Source organism: Plantactinospora sp. B5E13 (genome assembly GCF_039871775.1).
Taxonomy (GTDB): domain Bacteria; phylum Actinomycetota; class Actinomycetes; order Mycobacteriales; family Micromonosporaceae; genus Plantactinospora.
The window spans coordinates 48,056-69,674 of sequence record NZ_JBDPLT010000013.1 but is presented as its reverse complement, the minus strand read 5'-3'; the positions used below and the strand labels follow the sequence as shown (position 1 = coordinate 69,674).

General features: G+C 73.0%; 20 protein-coding genes. 4 read left to right on the top strand and 16 right to left on the bottom strand.

The features are described 5' to 3' along the window. Nucleotides 1-154: 154 nt before the first annotated feature. The 3 genes from ABGB05_RS14560 to ABGB05_RS14550 form a co-directional block, all read right to left on the bottom strand. Nucleotides 155-775, bottom strand: coding sequence for an HAD-IA family hydrolase (locus ABGB05_RS14560; RefSeq protein WP_347653812.1), 621 nt, complete (start codon nt 773-775; stop codon nt 155-157). Further along, nucleotides 775-4,353 carry a chromosome segregation protein SMC gene (smc, locus tag ABGB05_RS14555; RefSeq protein WP_347653811.1) on the bottom strand — a complete coding sequence of 1,193 codons (3,579 nt, stop codon included), beginning with the start codon at nt 4,351-4,353 and terminating at the stop codon, nt 775-777. The genes ABGB05_RS14560 and smc overlap by 1 nt, the downstream gene beginning before the upstream one ends. A gap of 301 nt (nt 4,354-4,654) precedes the next feature. Then, a complete protein-coding gene (locus tag ABGB05_RS14550; protein ID WP_101370286.1) occupies nt 4,655-4,849 on the bottom strand; it encodes a hypothetical protein in 195 nt (64 codons plus the stop codon). Between the two features lie 477 nt (nt 4,850-5,326). Here ABGB05_RS14550 and ABGB05_RS14545 point away from each other — a divergent pair, with 477 nt between their 5' ends. Next, nucleotides 5,327-6,451, top strand: a complete 1,125-nt coding sequence (locus tag ABGB05_RS14545) for a CAP domain-containing protein (protein ID WP_347653810.1) — start codon at nt 5,327-5,329, stop codon at nt 6,449-6,451. Nucleotides 6,452-6,566: 115 nt separating this feature from the next. After that, complete coding sequence (locus tag ABGB05_RS14540) at nt 6,567-7,463, top strand: endo alpha-1,4 polygalactosaminidase (RefSeq protein ID WP_347653809.1); 897 nt, start codon at nt 6,567-6,569, stop codon at nt 7,461-7,463. Between the two features lie 46 nt (nt 7,464-7,509). Here ABGB05_RS14540 and mutM read toward each other — a convergent pair whose 3' ends face one another. The 8 genes from mutM to rsmD all read right to left on the bottom strand — a co-directional run bounded on the left by mutM (nt 7,510) and on the right by rsmD (nt 13,207). Further along, nucleotides 7,510-8,376 carry a bifunctional DNA-formamidopyrimidine glycosylase/DNA-(apurinic or apyrimidinic site) lyase gene (mutM, locus tag ABGB05_RS14535; RefSeq protein ID WP_347653808.1) on the bottom strand — a complete coding sequence of 289 codons (867 nt, stop codon included), beginning with the start codon at nt 8,374-8,376 and terminating at the stop codon, nt 7,510-7,512. Between the two features lie 86 nt (nt 8,377-8,462). Beyond that, entirely contained in the window at nt 8,463-9,407 is a 945-nt protein-coding gene (gene rnc, locus ABGB05_RS14530; RefSeq protein ID WP_347653807.1) for a ribonuclease III, read from the bottom strand. Beyond that, nucleotides 9,404-10,381, bottom strand: coding sequence for a phosphate acyltransferase PlsX (locus ABGB05_RS14525; protein WP_347653910.1), 978 nt, complete (start codon nt 10,379-10,381; stop codon nt 9,404-9,406). The genes rnc and ABGB05_RS14525 overlap by 4 nt, the downstream gene beginning before the upstream one ends. A 114-nt stretch (nt 10,382-10,495) precedes the next feature. Further along, nucleotides 10,496-10,669, bottom strand: a complete 174-nt coding sequence (rpmF, locus tag ABGB05_RS14520; protein WP_192767583.1) for a 50S ribosomal protein L32 — start codon at nt 10,667-10,669, stop codon at nt 10,496-10,498. Nucleotides 10,670-10,677: 8 nt separating this feature from the next. Then, a complete protein-coding gene (locus ABGB05_RS14515; protein WP_347653806.1) occupies nt 10,678-11,241 on the bottom strand; it encodes a YceD family protein in 564 nt (187 codons plus the stop codon). A 214-nt stretch (nt 11,242-11,455) separates the two neighbouring features. Further along, the gene (locus ABGB05_RS14510; protein ID WP_347653805.1) at nt 11,456-11,953 is read right to left on the bottom strand and encodes a hypothetical protein; all 498 of its coding nucleotides are present in this window, start codon (nt 11,951-11,953) and stop codon (nt 11,456-11,458) included. 193 nt (nt 11,954-12,146) lie between these two features. Further along, nucleotides 12,147-12,632 (bottom strand): pantetheine-phosphate adenylyltransferase, encoded by a 486-nt coding sequence (coaD, locus tag ABGB05_RS14505; protein WP_347653804.1) that lies wholly within the window; start codon nt 12,630-12,632, stop codon nt 12,147-12,149. After that, the gene (gene rsmD, locus ABGB05_RS14500) at nt 12,629-13,207 is read right to left on the bottom strand and encodes a 16S rRNA (guanine(966)-N(2))-methyltransferase RsmD (protein ID WP_347653803.1); all 579 of its coding nucleotides are present in this window, start codon (nt 13,205-13,207) and stop codon (nt 12,629-12,631) included. The genes coaD and rsmD overlap by 4 nt, the downstream gene beginning before the upstream one ends. Before the next feature lie 422 nt (nt 13,208-13,629). Between rsmD and ABGB05_RS14495 the strand changes: the two genes are divergently transcribed. Beyond that, complete coding sequence (locus ABGB05_RS14495; protein WP_347653802.1) at nt 13,630-14,604, top strand: cell wall anchor protein; 975 nt, start codon at nt 13,630-13,632, stop codon at nt 14,602-14,604. Nucleotides 14,605-14,778: 174 nt separating this feature from the next. Here ABGB05_RS14495 and ABGB05_RS14490 read toward each other — a convergent pair whose 3' ends face one another. The 3 genes from ABGB05_RS14490 to ABGB05_RS14480 form a co-directional block, all read right to left on the bottom strand. Continuing rightward, nucleotides 14,779-15,363 (bottom strand): hypothetical protein, encoded by a 585-nt coding sequence (locus ABGB05_RS14490; RefSeq protein ID WP_347653801.1) that lies wholly within the window; start codon nt 15,361-15,363, stop codon nt 14,779-14,781. A gap of 161 nt (nt 15,364-15,524) precedes the next feature. Then, complete coding sequence (recG, locus tag ABGB05_RS14485; RefSeq protein ID WP_347653800.1) at nt 15,525-17,801, bottom strand: ATP-dependent DNA helicase RecG; 2,277 nt, start codon at nt 17,799-17,801, stop codon at nt 15,525-15,527. 69 nt (nt 17,802-17,870) lie between these two features. Beyond that, complete coding sequence (locus ABGB05_RS14480) at nt 17,871-19,550, bottom strand: DAK2 domain-containing protein (protein WP_347653799.1); 1,680 nt, start codon at nt 19,548-19,550, stop codon at nt 17,871-17,873. A 178-nt stretch (nt 19,551-19,728) separates the two neighbouring features. Here ABGB05_RS14480 and rpmB point away from each other — a divergent pair, with 178 nt between their 5' ends. Further along, nucleotides 19,729-19,920, top strand: coding sequence for a 50S ribosomal protein L28 (gene rpmB / locus ABGB05_RS14475; protein WP_123555573.1), 192 nt, complete (start codon nt 19,729-19,731; stop codon nt 19,918-19,920). Nucleotides 19,921-20,028: 108 nt separating this feature from the next. Here rpmB and ABGB05_RS14470 read toward each other — a convergent pair whose 3' ends face one another. Continuing rightward, nucleotides 20,029-20,496, bottom strand: a complete 468-nt coding sequence (locus tag ABGB05_RS14470) for a GNAT family N-acetyltransferase (protein ID WP_347653798.1) — start codon at nt 20,494-20,496, stop codon at nt 20,029-20,031. A gap of 127 nt (nt 20,497-20,623) precedes the next feature. After that, entirely contained in the window at nt 20,624-21,562 is a 939-nt protein-coding gene (locus ABGB05_RS14465) for a thiamine-phosphate kinase (RefSeq protein WP_347653797.1), read from the bottom strand. Between the last annotated feature and the right edge of the window lie 57 nt (nt 21,563-21,619).

The following is a 21,619-nucleotide window of genomic DNA, read 5'->3' as shown; positions in this document are numbered from 1 at the left end:
GTGCCGGTGAAGCAGCATGACGCTCAGGACGGCGCTTCGAGTCACACGTTGATCTAATCGGGAAGCCCACGCTGGAGGACTGAGCCGCCATCGCGCGCGACCGCTGTGCTGCCCGACCGTCGCCGGCTCGGGCATCACAGCGGCACCGCGTCGGTCAGAGCGCCAGCGCCGCCCGCAGGTAACGCAGGTCGTCCGGCCCGTTCCACCGGTACGCCGACAGCCCGGCGGCCCGGGCCCCGCGTACCGACCGGTCGTCGTCGTCCACGAGGAGCACCCGGGCCGGCGGGGCGCCGACCGCCAGGCACGCCTGCGGGAAGTACTCCTTCGCCGGCTTGTGCACGCCGAGCCTCGACGAGTTGACCACCGCGTCGACCTCGTCGGTCAGCCCGAGCAGTTTGAGGTCGGCGTCGAGCAGGTCGGTGGCGTTGGTGGCGAGTCCGACGCGTACGCCGGCCGCCCGGGCGTCCCGGGCCAGCGCCAGTACGTCCGGGTCCACCTCGCCCCGGTACGCCTGCCACTCGTCAACCGCCGCCTGGGCGCTCTCCCGGCCACCGGCCCGCTCGGTGAGCCGGTCGACCACGGCGGTCATCCACTCGGCGTGGCTGAGCTGCCCGGTGACCGCCGCCCGCAGCAGTGGCCAGTCGAACGCGACCTCGACCAGCGCGCCGACCGGCAGGCCGTGCCGGCGTTCCGCCTCGGCGGCCACCTCCGGATCCCAGCGTCGCAGTACGCCGTCCAGGTCGACCAGCAGTGCCGTCGGCCGTTCCCGCCGCATCAGTCCTCCTCGTTGCCGAGCCGCTGGCTGATCACCTGGGTGACGCCGTTGCGCATGGTCACGCCGTACAAGGCGTCGGCCACCTCCATCGTCCGCTTCTGGTGGGTAATGATGATCAACTGGCTCTTCGCCCGCAACTGGGCCATCAGGGTGATCAGCCGGCCGAGGTTCACGTCGTCGAGCGCCGCCTCCACCTCGTCCATGATGTAGAACGGGCTGGGTCGGGCCCGGAAGATCGCGACCAGCATGGCGACCGCGGTCAGCGACCGCTCGCCGCCGGAGAGCAGCGACAGGCGCTTGATCTTCTTGCCCGGTGGGCGGGCCTCGACCTCGACCCCGGTGGTGAGCAGGTCGTCCGGGTCGGTCAGCACCAGCCGCCCCTCCCCGCCGGGGAAGAGCACGGTGAAGACCTGCTCGAACTCCTTCGCGGTGTCGGCGTACGCGCTGGCGAAGACCTCCAGGATCCGGTCGTCGACGTCCTTGACCACGGTGAGCAGGTCCCGCCGGGTCGCCTTGAGGTCCTCCAGCTGTTCGGAGAGGAACTTGTAGCGCTCCTCCAGCGCGGCGAACTCCTCCAGGGCCAGCGGGTTCACCTTGCCGAGCAGCGCCAGTTCGCGTTCCGCCTTCGCCGCCCGTTTCTCCTGCACCGGCCGTTCGAACGGCACCGGTTCCGGCGCCGGTCGGCCGTCCCGTTCGGCGGCGGCGACCTCCGCCTGGGTCGGCGGGACCGGCTGCCGCGGGCCGTACTCGGCGATCAGCGTCTCCACGTCCAGCGCGAAGTCCTCGGCGGCCTTCGCCTCCAACTGCTCGATCCGCATCCGCTGCTCGGCCCGGGCCACCTCGTCCCGGTGCACCGCGCTGGTCAGCCGGTCCAGGTCGGCGCCGAGCCGCTTGGCCGCCCCGCGTACCTCCTGCAGTTCGGCCTCGCGGGCGGACCGCGCCTTCGCCAGCTCGTCGCGGTGCTGTTCGGCGGCGGCGAGCGAGACAGCGAGCCGGGTCAGCGCCGCCCGGGCGCCGAGCTCGACGGCCCGGGCGATGGTCGCGCCCCGGGCGCGGGCGGCGCGCCGGGCGGCGGCCCGCTCCCGGGCCGCCCGTTCGGCCCGGGCCTGCCGGGCCAGCGAGTCGGCCCGGCCGGCGATCGAGGCGACCCGCTCCTCCGCGGTACGGACCGCGAGCCGGACCTCCATCTCGTTCTGCCGGGCCTGTGGCAGGTAGGCGGCGATCTCGTCGCGCTCCTCGGTGGAGGGTTCGGCGTCGATCGGGGTCGCCTCGGCGAGCCGCAGCCGCTCCTCCAGCTCGGCGAGGCTGGTCAGGTCACGTTCCCGGGCCTGTTCGGCGCGGTCCCGGGACTCGGCGAGCCGGTCCGTCTCGGCCTTCGCCGAGCGGGCCGCGGCGCCGAGTTCGGCGAGCCGCCGGGCGGCGGCGTTGCGCTGCCCCTCCGCCTCCCGCTTGACCGCCGCCGCGGCGGTGACCGCCGCCTTCCGGTCGGCCACCTCCTCGCGGGCGGCGGCAAGCTGGTCCCGCAGCTCGGCGCTGGTCTGCTCGGCGGCGGACCGGTTCGCCCGGGCCTCCTCGACGGCGGCCTGCACCTCCAGATAGCTGGGCGCCTTCGCGGACCCGCCGGCCGCGACGTAGCCGCCGACCACGTCACCGTCCGGGGTGACCGCCCGCAGCTCGGGGTTGGTCGCCGCCACCCGGGTCGCCGCCGCCAGGTCGTCGACAAGCACCACGTCGCGCAGCGCCCGGTGCACCGCCGGACGTACCTCGTCGGAACAGCCGACCAGATCGGGTGCCCAGCGGGCGCCGGCGGGCAGCGCCGGGCGGAGCGTGTCGGCGCTGCCGATCATGCCCGGCCCGGCCTGGCCGCCGACCAGGAACTCGGCCCGTCCGGCGTCGGAGATCCGCAGCCAGCGCATCGCCTCGGCCGCCTCATCGACCCCGGCGACCGCGACCGCGTCGGCGAGGCCGCCGAGCGCGGCGGCCAGCGCCGCCTCGTGGCCGGGCGCGACGGTGAGCATCCCGGCCAGGCCGCCGAGCAGCCCCGGGACCTGGTCGGCGCGGGCCAGCAGGGCGCCGGCCCCGTCCTTGCGGCGCAGGCCCATGGCCAGCGCCTCCTCGCGGGCCTTCCAGGTGGCCGCGTCCTTCTCCGCCGCCCGTTCCGCGTCGGAGAGGGTACGCACCGTCGCCGCCGCCGCCTCCTGGGCGGCGACCGCCTCGGCGTGCCGGGCGTCCAGTTCCGCGTTGTCCCGGTCCGCCTCGCTGGACTGCTCCGCGACCGCGTCGAGTTCGGCCTGGGCCGCCTCGGCTCGCAGTTGGGCGTCGGCGTGCGCGGCGGCGAGCCGTTCGATCTCCTCGGCGGCCGAACCGGTACGCGCCCGCGCCGAGTTGACCTGGCCGGTCAGCTTGGCCAGCCCCTCCCGCCGGTCGGCGATCGCCTTCGCGGCGGCGACCAGGGCCCGTTCCGCCTCGGCGAGCTGCCGTTCGAGCTGCTGGCGGCTCTCCACCGCCTCGGCGAGCCGGATCTGGTCCTCGGTGAGCGCGGCGCGCAGCTCCTCCTCCTGCTCGCGTACCTCCTCGGCCTCCGCCTCGAGCTGCTCCGGGTCGCGGCCGGGCCGCTCGTCGTCCGGGGTGGCGCTGAGGTGCCGCAGCCGTTCCCGGGCGAGCTGTTCGGTGGAGCGGAACCGTTCGGTGAGCGCGGAGAGCTGGTACCAGGTGTCCTGGGCCCGGGCCAGCAGCGGGGCCTCCTCGGCGAGTTCGGCCTCCAGCTCGGCGAGCCGGGTCTGCACCTCGGTGTGTTCCCGCTCGACCTCCTCCCGCCGCTGCCGCAGCGCCGCCTCGTCGGCGATCTCCTTGTCCAGCGTGGTGCGGAGCGTGTGCAGGTCGTCGGCGAGCAGCCGCAGCCGGGCGTCGCGCAGGTCGGACTGGATGCCCTGGGCCCGCCGGGCCACCTCGGCCTGCCGGCCCAGCGGCTTGAGCTGGCGGCGCAGCTCGGCGGTCAGGTCGGTCAGCCGATTGAGGTTGACCTGCATCGCGTCGAGCTTGCGCAGCGCCTTCTCCTTGCGCTTGCGGTGCTTCAGTACGCCGGCCGCCTCCTCGATGAACGCCCGCCGGTCCTCCGGCTTGGCGTGCAGTACGGCGTCCAGCTGGCCCTGGCCGACGATGACGTGCATCTCGCGCCCGATGCCGGAGTCGGAGAGGAGTTCCTGGATGTCGAGGAGTCGGCAGGAGTCGCCGTTGATCTCGTACTCGCTCTCGCCGGAACGGAACATCCGGCGGGTGATCGACACCTCGGTGTAGTCGATCGGCAGCGCGCCGTCGGTGTTGTCGATGGTGAGCGTGACCTCGGCCCGGCCGAGCGGGGCCCGGCCGGCGGTGCCGGCGAAGATCACGTCCTCCATCTTGCCGCCCCGCAGCGCCTTGGCGCTGTGCTCGCCGAGCACCCAGGCGATGGCGTCCACGACGTTCGACTTGCCCGAGCCGTTCGGCCCCACCACGCAGGTGATCCCCGGCTCGAGCCGGAACGTCGTGCTGGAGGCGAAGGACTTGAAGCCCTTCACCGTCAGGCTCTTGAGATACACGCTCGTTATCCTCGTCCGACGTGCCGTACCCGGATGGTCGGCCCGCGGTGTCCGCTCCCCGCCGTGGTCCGCTGCCTGCGGTGGGCCCCTGGTCAACCCGCAGGGTAACCCGGGTCGGAGCCGGCCACGACCCGGCGCGCGCCGACCAGCGTATCGGATCACCCCGGACGGTTCGGCCTGCTGGACCGCCTCCGACCTGGCCCGGGACAAAACTGCGCGCCGCCACGGATGTGTCGGCGCGCGATTTCTGGGTGCGATTCAGTTGTTCAGGCGGGGCGCCGGTCGCCCGGCGCCCGGGAGGTCAGGTCAGCGCGGGCTCGGCCAGCCGCAGCAGATCGTCTGCCTCGGCGACCGCCGCCGCGAGCCGATCGTTCTCGGCACGCAACCGCGTTGTCTCGAACTCCAGTGCCTGTACCCTGGCACGCAGTCGGGTGACCTCGTCGAGAAGACGCCGGTCTGGCGCCGCGCCGACGTGGCCGTAGAGGGCCTTCGCCATATCGTCTCCTTGTAATGCGCTGCCGGAAAGGCCGGCCAACGCGCGCCCAACTCGTACGCGACTGCCTGCCCGCAAACAGAACGGGGGCATGGTCGGGCGCGACTGGCGACACTTACATAGTGTGCCGATGTCCCGGCTGAGTCAAGCTCCACCGGGTATCCGGCATGTGTGTCGTCGGCCGCTCGCCGGACCGGAGGCTGTCATGGGCACGAACCAGGTCGCTGTCCGGCCCTGGCCGAGTGTATCGACAGTCGATGTCCGTTCGGGTATCGCCCCTGGCCAACGGCCAGGTGACCCTGGTCGCACCCCGTCTTATATCTTCCTTAGCCGCGTTGCCCCAGGCCAGAGCCCCCGCGTAGCGTCCGGACGACGGCGATCGCGGGTGACTGTCGAAGGCCCGGGTCGGCCAGGGGACCGCGAGGGTCCGACGGACGACGTCCGGAATCCGACGAATGACAGCCCTGATCGACCCGATCGGTGACCGGGGCTGTGTGGGAGGCGTGGAACGTGCACGGGTGGAACGACCCGATCGACCGGGACGAGGACGCCGGCTGGCCCGGCCCGCCGGATCAGGGGCACCCGTCCTCGTGGGAAGAGCACCCACCCTCCCGCGCCGGGCAGCCGTCCTCGCGGGGAGAGCACCCGGCGGAGCTGGGCTTCTTCGAACTGGGCCCGGAGTGGGACGACGACGTACCGTCCCGACGGGTCCGGGCCGGCGCGACCGCGGAACCGACCCGGAGCCGACCGGACAGCCGGAGCACGGATCGTCGGCGCCCGGGCGGCGCCCGGCCGGGAAGCCGGAACAGCGGACGAGGGGGAGGCCGGAACGGCGACGGGGCGGACAACCGGCACAGCGGCCGGCACCGCCGGCAGGGCGGGCTGCGGGGTCCGATCGGCCTGGGGCTCGCCGTCACCGCGCTGCTGGGCCTGCTCGGGGTCGGCGCGGCCCTACTTCCACCGGCCCTGACCAGCGCGCCCCGCGTCGGCGCGGAACAGCCGGCCCCGGACACGGCCGTCGAGCCGTCGGACGGAACGACGGTCCCGGAGACGTCACCCACCGGGGTTGACGCGGAGACCACCACACCCAGCCCGGTTCCCAGCACCACCCGGCCCAGCCCGAAACCCCGGGCCACCCCCAACACCACCCGGCCCCGGACCACCAGCCCGACCCCGCGCCGCACCGCCACGAAGACGCCGACCAGGGCGAATCCGGGCGCGGACAGCCGGGAGGCCCAGGTGCTGGAGATCGTCAACCGGGAGCGCACCGCGAACGGCTGCGACCCGGTGGTGATGAACAGCCAGCTCGCCGAGGCGGCCCGGCTGCACAGCCAGGACCAGGGCGAACACACCAACATGTCGCACACCGGCAGCGACGGCAGCGACTTCGTCGAGCGGGCCCGGGAGGCCGGCTACGCCAGCCCGATCGGCGAGAATGTGGCGATGGGCTATCCGACCGCCGCCGCGGTGATGGACGGCTGGATGAACAGCTCCGGACACCGCGCCAACATCCTCAACTGCGACGCGAAGGCGATGGGGGTCGGGGTGGCCACCGGCGCCGACGGGCGACTGTACTGGACCCAGGTCTTCGGTTCCACCGCCTGACCCGGCACGGCACGCGGTGGTACCCGGGCCGGACCAGGGCCGTTCCTCCGCCGCCGGCTGCCTCGTTTTCCAGGACGAGGAGGTGCGCGGCCGGTGACCACCGCAGCCCACTGACGTGCCGGGCCGAGGCGGCCCGATCCGATGGCCCCGTGTCCGGCGCCGACCCCCGGCCGACCGCGGACCGGTCACCGGCCGGCCACGTCGCGCCCTCGGCCTGCTCCTCGTCCTCGGCCTGCTGGTCCCCGGCGCCGGATGCCGGTACCTGCCGAACCGGTCGGCACCGGTCCCACCCTGGCCAGGCGGCCCCGCCCCGAGCTGGCAGTGGCAGCTGACCGGTCCGCTCGACCCGGGCGTCGAGGCCCAGGTGTACGCGCTCGACGTCTTCCGGACCGCGCTGGACGAGGCCCGACGGCTCCGGGCCGCCGACCGACGGCTGATGTGCCACGTCGAGGTCGGCATCCACCAGGAGTCGCGTCCCGACGCCGGACGGTTCCCGGCCGACGTACTCGGTGGACGGGTCCGGGTGCCCGGACAGTCGGGTGGCGCCCCGGGTGGACGCTGGCTGGACATCCGACGCTGGTCGGTGCTGGAACCGGTGCTGGCCGACCGGTTCCGACTGTGCCGGGGCAAGGGTTTCGTCGCCCTGCTGCCGGTCGGGATGGACGGCTACCGGCACCGGTCCGGGTTCCCGTTGACCTTCGACGACCAGCTCACCTTCAACCGCCGGGTGGCCGCGCTGGCCCGCGAGCACCAGCTCGCCCCCGGACTGACCAACGACGTCGAGCAGGCGTTGGCCCTGGAGCCGTACTTCGACTTCGCGGTCACCGAGGAGTGCTTCCGGCGTACGGAGTGCCAGCGGCTGCTGCCGTTCGTCGAGGCGGGTAAGACGGTGTTCCACGTCGAGTACGACTCGACCACCGACGAGTTCTGCACCACGACGCTCGGCTACGGCTTCACCTCGATCCGCAAGGATCGTGGTCTCGACGCCGGGCGGGAGGTCTGCCCGACCTGACCGGGCCGGCGGATCAGCCGGTCAGCCGGTCAGGTCGATCAGCCGATCAGGGGGTCGGTGGGCGTACCGCCCGCGGGCGCGGCTGGCAGCGCGGGCAGCTGTACGACGACCGGTTCATGAACGGCTCCCGGCGGATCGGGGCTCCGCAGCGGCGGCACGGCAGCCCCTCCCGGCCGTACACGTTCAGTTCCCGGTCGAAGTAGCCGCTCTCCCCGTTGACGTTCACGTACAGCGCGTCGAAGCTGGTGCCGCCCTGGGCGATCGCCTCGCCGAGCACGTCCCGGACGTGTCCGAGCAGCCGGGTGATCGCCGGCCCGGTGAGTGCCTCGGTCGGCCGGGCCCCGTGCAGCTTCGCCCGCCACAGCGCCTCGTCGGCGTAGATGTTGCCGACCCCGGAGATCAGGGTCTGGTCGAGCAGCGCCCGCTTGATCTCGGTACGCCGTCGGCGTACCGCGGTGACGAAGTCGGAGTCGGAGAACTCCGGGTCCATCGGGTCCCGGGCGATGTGCGCGATCTCGGCGGGCAGCACCGCCCCGCCCTCGGAGACGGAGAGGCCGCCGAAGGTGCGCTGGTCGACGAAGCGCAGCTGCGAACCGCCCTCGTCGTCGAGGGTGAACCGGACCCGCAGGTGTGTCTCGTCGGCGGCCCCGGCCGGTTGGACCAGCAGCTGCCCGGACATCCCGAGGTGCCCGACGAGTGCGTCACCGCTGTCCAGCGGCAGCCAGAGGTACTTGCCCCGGCGCCGGGCGCCCAGGATCGTCCGCCCGGTCAGTACGGCGGCGAAGTGCTCCGGTCCGGCGATGTGCCGGCGGACGGCACGCGGATGACGTACCTCGACGGCACCGATCCGCCGGCCGGTCACCCAGCGGGCCAGACCGTCCCGGACCGTCTCCACCTCGGGCAGTTCGGGCATACGTGCCTCCTGTCAGCGTCGGTCGGCCGGTCGGCCGGCCCGCGACGCGGTCCGCCGGTCGATGGTGGATTCGGTTCGTGCCCGGCTCAGCCGGCCGGCCGCGGGTCGCCGTCGGGTCCGGTGCCGGCCTCCGGTCCGGTGCCGCCGTCGACCGCCGGCTCCGCGTCCGGGTCGACGGTCGATACCGCTGTCGGGTCCGTGGTCGCGTCGACGGTCGATACCACTGTCGGGTCCGTGGTCGGGTCGACGGTCGGGTCCGTCGGCGAGGCTGCGGTCCGGTCCGGTCCCGGTCCGGCGCCCTGCTCCGCGTCCTGGTCCGTGGCCGGCTCCGAGAGGGTCCGCCAGGCCGCCTCGGCGGCCCGCTGCTCGGCCTCCTTCTTGCTGCGGCCGTCGGCGCCGCCGTACTTGCGGCCGGCCACCACCACCCAGGCGGTGAAGGTCTTGGCGTGGTCCGGCCCCGCCTCGTCGATCCGGTACTCCGGAACGCCGAGCCCGAGCGCCGCGGTCAACTCCTGCAGGCTGGTCTTCCAGTCCAGCGCGGCGCCCCGGCCGGCCGACTCCGCCATCAACGGGTCAAAGAGCCGGTGGATGACGATCGCGGCGGTGTCCAGCCCGTACTGCAGGTAGATCGCGCCGAGCAGCGCCTCCAGGGTGTCGGCGAGGATGCTCGCCTTGTCCCGGCCCCCGGTGCTCTCCTCGCCCTTGCCGAGCAGCAGGTACGGCCCGAGCCCGAGCGGTCCGAGCCGGCGGGCCACGTCGGCCAGCGCCCGCATGTTGACCACACTGGCCCGCAGCTTGGCCAGCTGCCCCTCCGGCAGGTCCGGATGGTTGTGGAAGAGGGCACTCGTGATCACGACACCGAGTACCGAGTCGCCGAGGAACTCCAGCCGCTCGTTGGTCGGCAGGCCACCGTTCTCGTACGCGAACGACCGGTGGGTGAGGGCTCTCTCCAGCAGTTCCGGGTCGAAGGCGACTCCGAACGCCGCCTCCAGGTGGGTCACCGGCGGTCGCCGCCGCTTGTCCTTGGTCATGCCGTTACCTCGGTGTCGGTGATGTGGCTGTTGGCGGTCAACCCGGTCAGCAGCGCGGAGATCGCCGGAACCGCCCGGCGGCGGTGGAGATGGGCGGCGAGTGCGATGCCCGAGGCGACGTCGTCGTCCCGGGCGGCGCCGTGGCCGACCACCACGGTGCCGGCCACGCCCAGCAGGGCGGCGGCCCGGGGCGCCCCGCCGCTGGCCGGTGGCCCACCGGCCATCAGGTACGCGGCCTCGATCCCCTTGAGCAGGACGTTGCCGGTGAAACCGTCGGTGACGACGACGTCCGCGCGGGCACCGGTGGCGACGTCGTACCCCTCGACGAGGCCGACGTAGCGGGCGCCGGCCGGCAGCGCCTGCTCGGCCAGGACGGGGTCGGCGGCGCGGCGGGCCCGGTCGCCCTTACCGGTCTCGGTGCCGATGGAGAGCAGGCCGACCCGGGGCCGGAGCAGCCCGTGGGTGACCGCGACGTACGCCGCCCCGAGCACCGCGTGCCGGGCCAGGGTCGCCGGTCTGGCCTCCAACGAGCCGCCGACGTCGAGCAGCGCCACCGGGCCGGTGAGCGCCGGCAGGGTGGCGACCAGCGCCGGACGACGTACGCCGGGCCAGCGGCCCAGGCCGAGCACGGCGGCGGTCACGGTCGCGGCGGTCGACCCGGCGGAGACGACGGCGTCGGCGGCGCCCTCGACCACGGCGGCGACCGCCGCGGAGACGGTGCTGTCGGCCCGGGCGAGGGTCGCCGGGTTCGCGGTCAGCGCCGCGGCGTCGCGGACCGGCCGGACCGCGACCCGGTCCCGGTCGGCCGGGCGGAGCACAGCGACCAACTCGTCGGCCACCTCGGGGGGACCGACGAGCAGGAGGGAGAGATCGGGGTCGGCGCCGAGCGCCCGCAGAGCGCCGTCAACCACGACGGCGGGAGCATCGTCCCCGCCGAGGAGGTCGACGGCGATCCGCACGGTGCCCGGCTCCACGGGAACGTCGACCGTCGAAGAGCGGTCGGCGTCGGCGGGAGCCGGTGCACCGGGCAGTCGCCAGGGCGGGTGCGCCGCCCGACCGGAGGCCGGGGGCGTCACGCGAGGTCCGGGTCAGACCTCGATGACCTGGCGGCCGTTGTACGTGCCGCAGACGCTGCAGGCCGCGTGCGGCAGCTTCGGCGACTTGCACTGCGGGCAGGCCACGGTCGCGACCGCCGTGGTCTTCCAGTTCGCCCGGCGAGACCGGGTGTTGCTGCGCGACATCTTGCGCTTGGGGACGGCCACGGTACTTCCTACTCTTCTTGACGGGTCAGTTGCGACAGGCCCGACCAGCGGGGATCGACCTGCTGGTGGCTGTGGTCAGCCGGCAGTTCGTCCCACTGCACCCCACACTCGGGGCACAGGCCTGGGCAGTCCTGGCGGCACACCGGGTTCGTCGGCAGTGCGAGCACCACCGCGTCCCGGAGCGCCGGCTCCAGGTTGATCAGGTCGCCCTCCATCCGGCCGACCTCGAACTCGTCGGCGGTCTCGTCCGTGGCGCTGTGCTGGTAGGCGTACAGCTCCTGGATCGGGACGACCACCGAGTCCGTGATCGGGCGCAAACAGCGGCCACACTCGCCCTCGACGGGACCGGAGGCGGTCCCGGTGACGAGTACACCCTCGGACACCGACTCGAGCCTCAGGTCGAGGCTCAGGTCCGCGCCCTCCGGCACGCCGATCAGCTCCACGCCGAGGTCCGCCGGTGCCGGCACCGTCCGTTCGACCGTACGCAGAACACCAGGTCGGCGCGGCAGGTCCGTCGTGTCGAGGACCAGGGGCGACCTGGGATCGAGGTGGGTCGGCAGATGTTTGGGCATAGTCAGACTCCGGCCTGTGCGCGGCCGACAAAGCAGGTTACCTGAGCAGCAGGCTTACCGTCGAACCGGGGGCGTACGGGTGGGTTGTTCCGGGCGGGACGAAGGTGTCGACCGGGACGTTCCGGCGCACTCGCCGGGGACGTCCCGGGCATCCCCGGGGACATCCGGCGGATCCGGCCGGGGCGTCCGGCGGCGGCGAACCGGACGGGCGGGGTCAGAACGGCAACGGTCGTTCGTTCTCCTCCCCCACGAACGTACCGATCTCCCGCAGGGCGTGCATCTTGTCCCGGCCGCGCTCGATGGAGGCGAGCGCCCGGGTCAGGAACTGCTCGAAGTTGGCCAGCGCGGTGTCGACGTAGTCGTCGACCTCCTCCCGGAGCCGCTGGGCCTCGGCCCGGGCCTCGGCGATGATCCGGGCACCCTCGTGCTCGGCGGAGACCGTGATCTCGTTCACCGAGACCAGCCGGGCGTGCTCCGCCTCGCCCTCGCTGATGATCCGGTCCGCCTCGCGCTTGCCGGCGTCCACGATCTTGTCGCGTTCCTCCAGCAGCGCCGCCGCCCGGCGCAGGTCAACCGGAAGTTCGACGCGCAGTTCCTCAAGGGCACCGATCATCTCGGCGCGGTCGACCATGGCGTTGTTGCGGGACATCGGGACGGAACGCGCCGTCTCCACCATGGCGATGATCTCGTCTATGCGATCGAGCGGGTCCACCGGTACCTCACTCCCGTCGTTACTTCGGTCGACATACATGATGGGGTGTCGGACCGGGTTGTTGCTCAACCCATGATGCGGTGCGGGCGCGAACCGGGGTCTGATCACCCCGGGCACGGCGCGTCGCCGTACCCGAACCGCTGGTCACCGCGTCGGGAGCCAGCCGGTTCACCCGGCGGGTCGGCGCCGGGGGTCAGGACCCCGGTCGGACCAGCCGCTCCCGCAGCCGCTCCCGGACCACGTCCGGTACGTGCGGCGAGACGTCGCCACCCCACTTCGCCACGTCCTTGATCAGGCTCGAGGAGAGGAACGAGTACGCCGGACTGGTCGGCATGAAGAGGGTCTCCACCCCGGCCAGCCCGATGTTCATCTGGGCCATCTGCAGCTCGTAGTCGAAGTCGCTGACCGCGCGCAGGCCCCGGACCACCACCATGGCCTCCTGCGCCCTGCAGAAGTCGACCAGCAGCCCCTGGAACGAGGCGACCCGTACGTTGCCGTAGCCGGCGGTCACCTCGCGGAGCATGTCGATCCGCTCGTCGACGGTGAACAGTCCACGCTTGGACTCATTGATCAGCACGCCGACGATCACCTCGTCGGCCAACCGGCTCGTCCGACCGATGATGTCGAGGTGGCCGTTGGTGACGGGATCGAACGAGCCAGGGCAGACCGCGCGTCTCATGATCGGCGACCGTACCAAAGAGTGGTCTCACCGTAACGGCGACATCGCTGTGCAGTGAGTCCCCGCACCCAGGTGACCGGGTCGGTACGACTCGACCGCTCCAGCACGACCAGGGCGTCCCCGGTCAGCCAGCCGTTGCCGACCAGCGCCTCCTGCACCGCGACAAGCTCCGCGTCCGGTACGGCGTACGGCGGATCGGCGAAGATCACGTCGTACGGGCCGTCCTCGGGCGAGGTGGCGAGGACCTGGGAGACCTTGCCGGTCACCAGTCGGGCGGTGCCGGTCGCCGGGTCGGTGGGGTGGCGCAGTGCGCGGAGGTTCTCCCGGATCACCCGGGCGGCCCGGGCGTCGGACTCGACGAGCAGCACCTGGGCGGCGCCCCGGGACAGCGCCTCCAGGCCGATCGCGCCGGAACCGGCGTAGAGGTCGGCGAAGCGGGCCCCGTCGAGGTCGAAACTCGCCTCGATCGCGTTGAACAACGCCTCCCGGACCCGGTCACTGGTCGGCCGGGTCGACGAGCCCGGCGGCGCGGAGATCCGTCGACCTCCGAACACCCCGGCGACGATCCGGGTCATTTCCCCTCCCCACGCACGCCCCGACGCTACGCGACGGTTCCCCGGCCGCTCCGGGCCGGTCAGGAAACGGCCGGGCCAGGCGGATAACCGGCCGGCCAGGCGGATAACCGGCCACCCGCACCAGATTGGTTGGCCAGTCAGACAAGCAAGATCCGACAAAGAGCCACGGCGAGCACACGCAGGGAGATATGTCAGTTACTTGCCGTGTATCAATCATCTCGACTTTACAACATCATCGTTAGTAAGACCTGAAAGGTGTTCTCGTACCACCGCAATCGATAAGGTCTGGCGCTGTGCCGGCTGCGGTTTGCCGGCCTGAGACGTCGGAGGGCGGTTTTTCGCAGGGTCGCGCGCCATTACCGACGCCCCTCTCACCGCCCCTTTCACGTCTTGTCGTGACGCCCTATCCCTCAGGAGCACGCGTGATCCGTCCAAAGTCCCCGATGCGGCGCGCCATCGCCATCGCCGCCGGCGCACTGATCGGTGCCGCCGGCGTCATGGCGTTCGCTGCCCCGGCGAGTGCCCACCACCCCGAGATCTACGGCAAGTACTGCCTGGTCAAGGGAAGCAACAACTACGAGTTCACCTGGACGGTCTACAACAGCGAAACGATCCCGGGCACCATTACCAAGGTGCTGCCCGGAGCCGTCGGCGCGATCCAGGTCGGTGCCACCCTCCCGGCGAAGGGTGACCCCAGCGCCCCGCTCAGCGGCACCGAAACCCGCACCGCGGCCAACAGCCAGGCGCTCGCCAAGAACCTGACGGTCGAGGCGCAGTGGAAGCGCGACAAGCGGATCATCACCGAAGAGCGCACGGTGAAGGCGGTCGACAAGGGCTTCTGCAAGAAGACCCCGCCGACCACCCCGCCGCCGACCACCCCGCCGACGACCGCCCCGCCGACGACCCCGCCGGCCACGGAGCCGCCGACCACGCCGCCGACGACCGCCCCGCCGACGACCCCGCCGGCCACCCAGACCCCGGAGCCGACCCCGTCGGCGACGCCCGAGCCGGTGGAGCCGGTCGGCACCTACGAGTTCACCTGTGACGAGGTGATCATCACGGTGGAGAACCCGACCGACGAGACGGTCAGCATCGTCCTCACCCCCAACGAGGGTGAGGCTCAGACCCTCACCGTCGAGCCGGGCAAGACCGGCAGCGTCACCTTCCCGGCTAAGGAAGGCCTGGTCATCACCCCGAGCGGTGACGGCATCGACGGCGACCCGCTCGCCTACGAGAAGCCCGAGGACTGCACGCCGGGTGGTGGCGGTGGCGAGGGTGACCTGCCGCTGACCGGTGCCGCCGCCGGTGGCATCGCGGCTGGCGCCGTGCTGCTGCTCGGTGCCGGTGTGGTGCTCTACATCGTGGCCCGTCGTCGCCGGGTGACCTTCACCGCCTGATCGGCAACAGTCACGACAACTGAACAAAGCGTCTGAGGGCGCGTCGACCGAAACGGTCGGCGCGCCCTCAGCGTTCGTACCGGCAATCGCAGCCGGAGACGCCGCAGGGATTGCACCGGAACAGGTGGCGACAGGTTTGTTTACGTCGGTTCGAAGCGCAGGATCCGACAGGTCTCACTGCTTCTGTAGGGTCGCCGTGAACAACAGGGTCCCTGGCGGTACCCACAGCCCGTCGTCGCTTCCGGACCGGATCTCGACCTTTAGCGCGGACTGCTCGGTCCGATGAAGCCAGACGGTGAGATCGCTTGGGCAGCCGACCGGCTCCCCAGGATGGTCCTTTGCGCCGACAAAACGGCTGTGTTCGACGTACAGCTCCAGTGCGTCGTCGCCAGCTCGCTTGAGGACCCAGGACGATTCGCACAGCGCACTCTCACCCGCGCTGGACCGGCTGGTCACCACCGGCGCGTCCACCTGTCCGCGGCGGATCGTCAGGGTCAGCTGGTACTCCGACCGCACGCAGGCAAAATGGCAGGTTTCGGTGCCGGTCCACTCGCCGAGATAGTCGCCGGGCACGTCGTTGCAGCCAGGCGGGCGGTGACCGGTCAAGTCACAGACCAGGTCCAGTGGTTCCGGGACCACCCAGGCCCCGACAGCCACCAGCAACGCCACGGCGCCACCGGCGACCGCCCCGATCCGCTGCCAGTTCAGCCCCCGCCGGCGGCCATCGGTTGGTTGGGCTTGGTTTTGGTCGTCGGACATAACGCCACCAGCCCTTCCAGAGGCACGACCGTACCGACGTCGAGCCACAAGGCCTAGACAGAGATCTATCTTAGGAGCTTTCCGCAACCGGCGGGTACCCCCGACCGCGCCGCCGCCGGTCACCCGGAGGCCGGAACCGCAGCTCGCCACAGCCTTCGGCTTCAGCCCTTTTCGAGGTATTCGGCACGATCCTCGTCAACCAGAGCGGCCACCGAGGCGGCCAGCGCCGGATGGCGGTCCAGCTCCGGGTCCTCGCCGACCAGGGCGAGCGCCTCGACCCGGGCGTCCCGGATCAGCTCGGCGTCACGCAGCAACGACAACAGCCGCAGGTGTGAGCGGCGCCCGGACTGGGTCGCCCCGAGCACGTCACCCTCCCGCCGCTGCTCCAGGTCGAGTTCGGCGAGCCGGAAGCCGTCGGTGGTGGAGGCGACCGCGTCCAGACGTTCCCGGGCGGGCGTACCCTCGACCGCCTCGGTGACCAGCAGGCAGAGGCCGGCCGCCGAACCCCGGCCCACCCGGCCACGCAACTGGTGCAGCTGCGAGACGCCGAACCGGTCCGCGTCGAGCACGATCATCACGGTGGCGTTCGGTACGTCGACCCCGACCTCGATCACCGTGGTCGCCACCAGCACGTCGAGCTGCCCGGCGGCGAAGGTCCGCATCACGGTGTCCTTCTCGTCGGCCGGCAGCCGCCCGTGCAGCACCCCGATCCGCAGCCCGTGCAGCGGCCCGTCCGCGAGCAGCGGAGCGATCTCGGTCACCGCCAGCGGTGGGCGCCGGCCGTCCTCACCCGGTTCCCCGGAGCCGGCCACCTCCTCGGCGGTCGCCGCCTGGTCGCCGATCCGGGGACAGACGACGTACGCCTGGTGGCCGGCCGCGACCTCCTCGCGCAGCCGGCGCCAGGCCCGGTCCAGGAAGGCCGGCTTCTCCGCCACCGGTACGACGTGCGAGGCGATCGGCGAGCGCCCCCGGGGCAACTGCGACAGGGTGGAGATCTCCAGGTCGCCGTAGACGGTCATCGCGACCGTACGCGGAATCGGGGTCGCGGTCATCACCAGCGTGTGCGGCGGCTGCTCGGCCTTGGCCCGCAACGCGTCCCGCTGCTCGACCCCGAACCGGTGCTGCTCGTCGACGACGACCAGACCGAGGTCGGCGAAGTCGACCCCCTCGTAGAGCAGGGCGTGGGTGCCGACGACGATGCCGGCCTCGCCGGCGGCGACCGTCTCCAGGGTCCGGCGGCGGGTCGCCGCGCCGAGTGAGCCGGTGACCAGGGCGAGCCGGGTGCCGTTCGGGTCGCCGTCGAGTTCGCCGGCCCGGCCGAGCGGGCCAAGCAGGTCGAGCATGCCCCGGTAGTGCTGCGCGGCCAGCACCTCGGTCGGGGCGAGCAACGCCGCCTGCCCGCCCGCGTCGACCACCTGGAGCATCGCCCGCAGCGCGCAGACCGTCTTGCCGGAACCGACCTCGCCCTGGAGCAGCCGGTGCATCGGATGCGGGGTGCCGAGGTCGGCGGCGATCTCCTCGCCGACCTCCCGCTGCCCGGCGGTCAGCTCGTACGGCAGCCGGCTGTCGAAGGCGGCGAGCAGCCCGTCGTCCCGGCGGGGGCGGGGGCGGGCGGGCCAGTCCGCCGCCCGGCGCTTCCGTTGTGCCAGGGTCAGCTGTACGGCGAACGCCTCGTCCCACTTCAGCCGGCGCCGGGCCCGGAACAGCTCCTCCTTCGTCGCCGGCCGGTGGATGTCCCGGAGGGCGGCACCGAGCCCGATCAGGTTGCGGGTGGCCCGGACCGTCGCCGGCAGCGGGTCCTCCGGCGCCTCGACGGTGTCCAGCACCACCCGGACACACCGGGCGAGCACCCAGGTCGGTACCGCCGCGGCGGCCGGGTAGACCGGGATCAGCGCACCGGCGAACTCCTCGATCTCGTCACCGGTGACCGGGCCGGCGGCGCTCTCCGCAGCCCGGCCCGCCCCGCCCTCCCCACCGGCGCCGTCGGCACCGTCGGCGGAAGACGGATCGGCGAGCAGGACGTACTCCGGGCCGTTGAGCTGGCGTTTGCCCCGGAACTCGGTGACCTTGCCGGCGAACAGTCCCCACCGGCCGGGTCGCAGGTCACGCTCCCGCCACGCCTGGTTGCCGAAGAAGGTGAGGGTGAGCAGCCCGCCGGAGTCGTCGCCGACGGTCACCTCCAGCAGGTTGCCGCGGCGTTGCCGCATCGGACGTACCGTCGTCTTGCGCACCTGGCCGAGGACGGTGACCTGCTCGCCGACCTCCAGGGAACGGATGTCGGTGTGCTGGCCACGCTCGTCGTACCGGCGCGGGAAGTGGTAGAGCAGGTCACCGGCGGTGTGCAGGTCGAGGTGGCTGGCCAGGGCCTTCGCCGTCTTGTCGCCGATCAGCTTCCGCAGCGGGGTGTCCACCCCGACCGGATCCGTCGCCCCTGTCATCCCGCCCCTCCCACGCCGCACCCGTCCCGAACCACGCTGTGCCGAACCACGCTGTACCCGACTGCGCCGTCACTCGACCCCCACCAGCAAGGGGTAGAACGGTTGACCGCCCGAGTAGTGGTGCACCTCGACGAACGGCCACCGCTGGGCCAGGTGGGCCCGGAGCACGTCGGCCAGGTCGGTCGGCGCGTCCGCGCCGAGCAGCAGGGTCACCAGCTCGCCGCCGCCGCCGAGCATCCGGTCGAGCAGCCCCGCGCAGGTCGACACCAGCTCGGCACCGATCACGTGCACCTCGCCGTCCACCAGCCCGAGCACGTCGCCCGGCTGGCACCGTCCGGCGACGGTCAGCGCCTCCCGGCCGGCGTGGCAGACCTCGCCGTACCGGCAGGCGCCGGCGGCCTCGGCCATCGCGATCACGTCGTCGTCGAACCGCCGGGCCGGGTCCCGGACCGCCAGGGCGGCGAGCGCCTGCACCGGGGAGCGGGTCGGCACCACGCTGACCCGTACCCCAGGTCCGGCCGCGCCCGCCTCGGCCTCCTCGGCGGCGAGTCCCGCCACCGCCTGGGTGTTCGGGTCGTTCGGCAGCACCACCACCTGCCGGGCACCGGTGCGCCGGATCGCGTCCAGCAGATCCCCGGCGGACGGGTTCCCGTCGACCACGGTGACGCCCTCGGCGGCGAGGATCGCGGCCAGGCCGGGGCCGGACGCCACCACCACGGCCGCCCGCTCGGGACGGCCGGCCGGCACCGGCGGCACGGGCTCCGGCCCGGCCGGTTGGTCCGCGAACCGGGTCACCCGGATCTGGTACGGCCGGCCGGCCACCACGCCCGCCTCGATCGCCGCCCCGACGTCGTTGACGTGCACGTGCACGTTCCAGGTGGCGGTCTCCCCCGGCCCGGCCCCGTCGCCGACCACCACCAGTGAGTCGCCGAGCCGGTCCAGCTCCGTGCGGAGCCGGTCCACCGCCGCCGGTTCGGCGTCGAGCAGGTACTGCACCTCGTAGCCGAAGTCCGCCGAGCCGGTCTCCCGGACGGTCGGGGCGGGCGGACCCGGCCGGGGCGCCCGGCCGGGGGTCGCCGGCTCGTCGGCCGGTGCCACGGACGGGTCACCGGTGATCACCTCGACGAGGGCGTGCAGCAGCAGGCAGAGGCCGCGTCCGCCGGCGTCGACGACGCCGGCGGAGGCCAGCGCCGGCAACTGCTCCGGGGTACGCGCCAACGCCTGGTCGGCGGCGGTGGCGGCAGCCCGGGCCACCACCGGCAGGTCGTCGGTGTCCGCCCGCTCGGCACCGGTCGCCGCCGCGGCCGCGACGGTGAGCAGCGTCCCCTCCACCGGTCGGGCCACCGCCGCGTACGCCGCCGCGCTGGCCGTCCGCAGTGCCGCCGCGAGGGCCCGTCCCCGGACCACCGGCACGTCACAGAGCGCGTCGGCGAGGCCGCGTAGCAACTGCGAGACGATCACGCCGGAGTTGCCCCGGGCGCCGAGCAGGGCGCCCCGCGCCAGCCGCCGCAGCACCCGGCCGTGTGCCGACCCGGTGGCGCCGGACGCGGCGGGCGGAGCAGCGGGGTCCGCCTCGGTGTGCAGGGCCTCCTCGGCGGCGGCCAGGGTGAGCACCAGGTTGGTGCCGGTGTCGCCGTCCGGCACCGGGTAGACGTTCAGTTCGTTGATCTCGTGCTGGTGGCGCCGGAGCACGGCCAGTCCACCCGCGCACCACCGACGCAGGGCGGCGGCGTCGAGGGTCTGCAGCACGGCGAGAAGCCTACTGGCGACCACCGACCACGCGCCCGGGCTGCCGTACGATCAATCCACCGGTTCCCGCCGGTCGGAGCCGATTGGCCGGGTGGCCCGGGCATCGGGTAACCTGACCAGGTTGCCTGGCAGCGCCCTGTCGGCAGCCCTACGTACGATCAATTTCCAGGAGTATCCCGTGGCTAGCGTGTGCGACATCTGTGGCAAGGGGCCTGGCTTCGGCCACAACGTGTCCCACTCGCACCGGCGGACCAACCGCCGCTGGAACCCCAACATCCAGTCGGTGCGTACCCCGGCCGGTGGCGGCACGACCCGCAAGCTCCAGGTCTGCACCTCGTGCATCAAGGCCGGCAAGGTCGCCCGCGCCTGAGCACGCCGTGACGCAGTGAAAGCCGCCGGGGCGGGTACCCGGCGGCTTTCCGCATGTCCCGATCTCCGCATGCCCCGATCTCCGGCTGTCGCGGCGGCGGAAGACCGGTCAGAGCCAGCGGCCGAAGGAGAGCACGCCCGGTTCGTCGCGGTAGTAGCCGAAGTCCGGAATCCGTTCGAATCCGCTGCTCTGGTAGAGCGCGACCGCCTCGGGCTGCCGGTCGCCGCACTCCAGCACCAGCCGCCGGCGACCGTGCTTGCGCGCGGACTCCTCGATCCCGGCCAGCACGGCGCGGGCGACTCCCCGGCCACGGGCGACCGGGGAGACGTACATCCGCTTCAGTTCGGCGACCTCGCCGGTGTCGCCGTGTGAGCGCCAACCGGCGCAGCCGACCGGTTCCCCGTCCAGGTACGCCACCAGGAACGTCCCGTTCGGCGGCGCGAACTCGGCCGGTGCGACCGGGGTCTCGTCACCACTGCCGCCGTACCGGGCGGCCAGGTCGGCCAGGGTGGCGGCGACCAGGCGCTGCGCCGCAGGGGAATCGTATGGTTCGTCCCGAATTTCCAGGTCACTCACGCGCACCAGGGTAGGGCCGGCGTCCCTTCTCCGGCGCGATCATGTGACGAAGACCCCGTCGGGGCGGCCGGGGCCCGGCAGCACGCCGGCGCCGGCCTCGGGGCTCCGCGGCAGCGCCGGCCCGGACTCAGCGGAAGTGGTCCCAGCCGGCCGGCCCCTTGTACGGCCGCCCGTCCACGGTCACCCCGACCCCGTGCACCACGTGCCCGACCCGGCGCCAGCCGGACGGCAGCGGCAGATCCTCCGGGAACGTCGCGGCGATGGCGTGGTCGTCGCCGCCGCCGAGCACCCAGGAGTACGGGTCGACCCCGAGCGCGTGGGCCGCGTCCCGCATCTGGGAAGGGATCTCGAACGCCGAGCCGAGCAGGTCGATCCCGACCCGGCTGGCCGCCGCGATGTGCCCCAGGTCGGCGATCAGCCCGTCCGAAACGTCGATCATGGCGGTGGCGCCGAGCCGGGCCGCCTGCGGACCCGCCCCGTACGGGACCTCCGGCCGCCGGTACGCCTCGACCAGCACCTTCGGGGTGCGGAACCCCCGGGACAGTACGGTGTACCCGGCCGCGGCGTACCCTAGTCGGCCGGCGAGCGCGACGATGTCCCCGGCCCGGGCCCCGCTGCGGACCACCGGAGCCCGACCACCCAGGTCACCGAGGGCGGTGACCGCGATGGTGAGAGTCGGGCTCGCCGACATGTCGCCGCCGACCACACTCGCCCCCACCTTGGCCGCCTCCGCCGCCAGGCCGTCGGCCAACTCCTCCGCCCACTGCGCCTCCAGGTCCGGCGGCATGCAGAGGGCGACCAGCAGCGCGGTCGGCACGGCGCCCATCGCGGCGATGTCGGCCAGGTTCGCCGCCGCCGCCCGGTGGCCGACGTCCACCGCGCTCGCCCAGTCACGCCGGAAGTGCCGCCCGTCGACCAGGACGTCGGTCGAGGCGACCACCCGGGCGTCCGGGGCGTGCACCACGGCCGCGTCGTCACCCGGTCCGAGCAGGGTCGCCGCCCCGGTCCCCAGCCGTGCCGTCACCCGGGCGATCAGCCCGAACTCACCGGCCCGCGTGACGCTCACCCAGACCTCCCGTCGTACCCGTCGAGCCGGCCGATTCGATCGCTCATCGTGTCCCCT

What these genes read in the sequence shown, in the direction of transcription:
- ABGB05_RS14490 (WP_347653801.1), bottom strand. Translation starts at nt 15,363, where the DNA reads ATGTCCGACGACCAAAACCAAGCCCAACCAACCGATGGCCGCCGGCGG.
- mutM (WP_347653808.1), bottom strand. Translation starts at nt 8,376, where the DNA reads ATGCCCGAACTGCCCGAGGTGGAGACGGTCCGGGACGGTCTGGCCCGC.
- rsmD (WP_347653803.1), bottom strand. Translation starts at nt 13,207, where the DNA reads ATGACCCGGATCGTCGCCGGGGTGTTCGGAGGTCGACGGATCTCCGCG.
- recG (WP_347653800.1), bottom strand. Translation starts at nt 17,801, where the DNA reads ATGACAGGGGCGACGGATCCGGTCGGGGTGGACACCCCGCTGCGGAAG.
- ABGB05_RS14515 (WP_347653806.1), bottom strand. Translation starts at nt 11,241, where the DNA reads ATGCCCAAACATCTGCCGACCCACCTCGATCCCAGGTCGCCCCTGGTC.
- ABGB05_RS14550 (WP_101370286.1), bottom strand. Translation starts at nt 4,849, where the DNA reads ATGGCGAAGGCCCTCTACGGCCACGTCGGCGCGGCGCCAGACCGGCGT.
- ABGB05_RS14560 (WP_347653812.1), bottom strand. Translation starts at nt 775, where the DNA reads ATGCGGCGGGAACGGCCGACGGCACTGCTGGTCGACCTGGACGGCGTA.
- coaD (WP_347653804.1), bottom strand. Translation starts at nt 12,632, where the DNA reads ATGAGACGCGCGGTCTGCCCTGGCTCGTTCGATCCCGTCACCAACGGC.
- rnc (WP_347653807.1), bottom strand. Translation starts at nt 9,407, where the DNA reads ATGACCAAGGACAAGCGGCGGCGACCGCCGGTGACCCACCTGGAGGCG.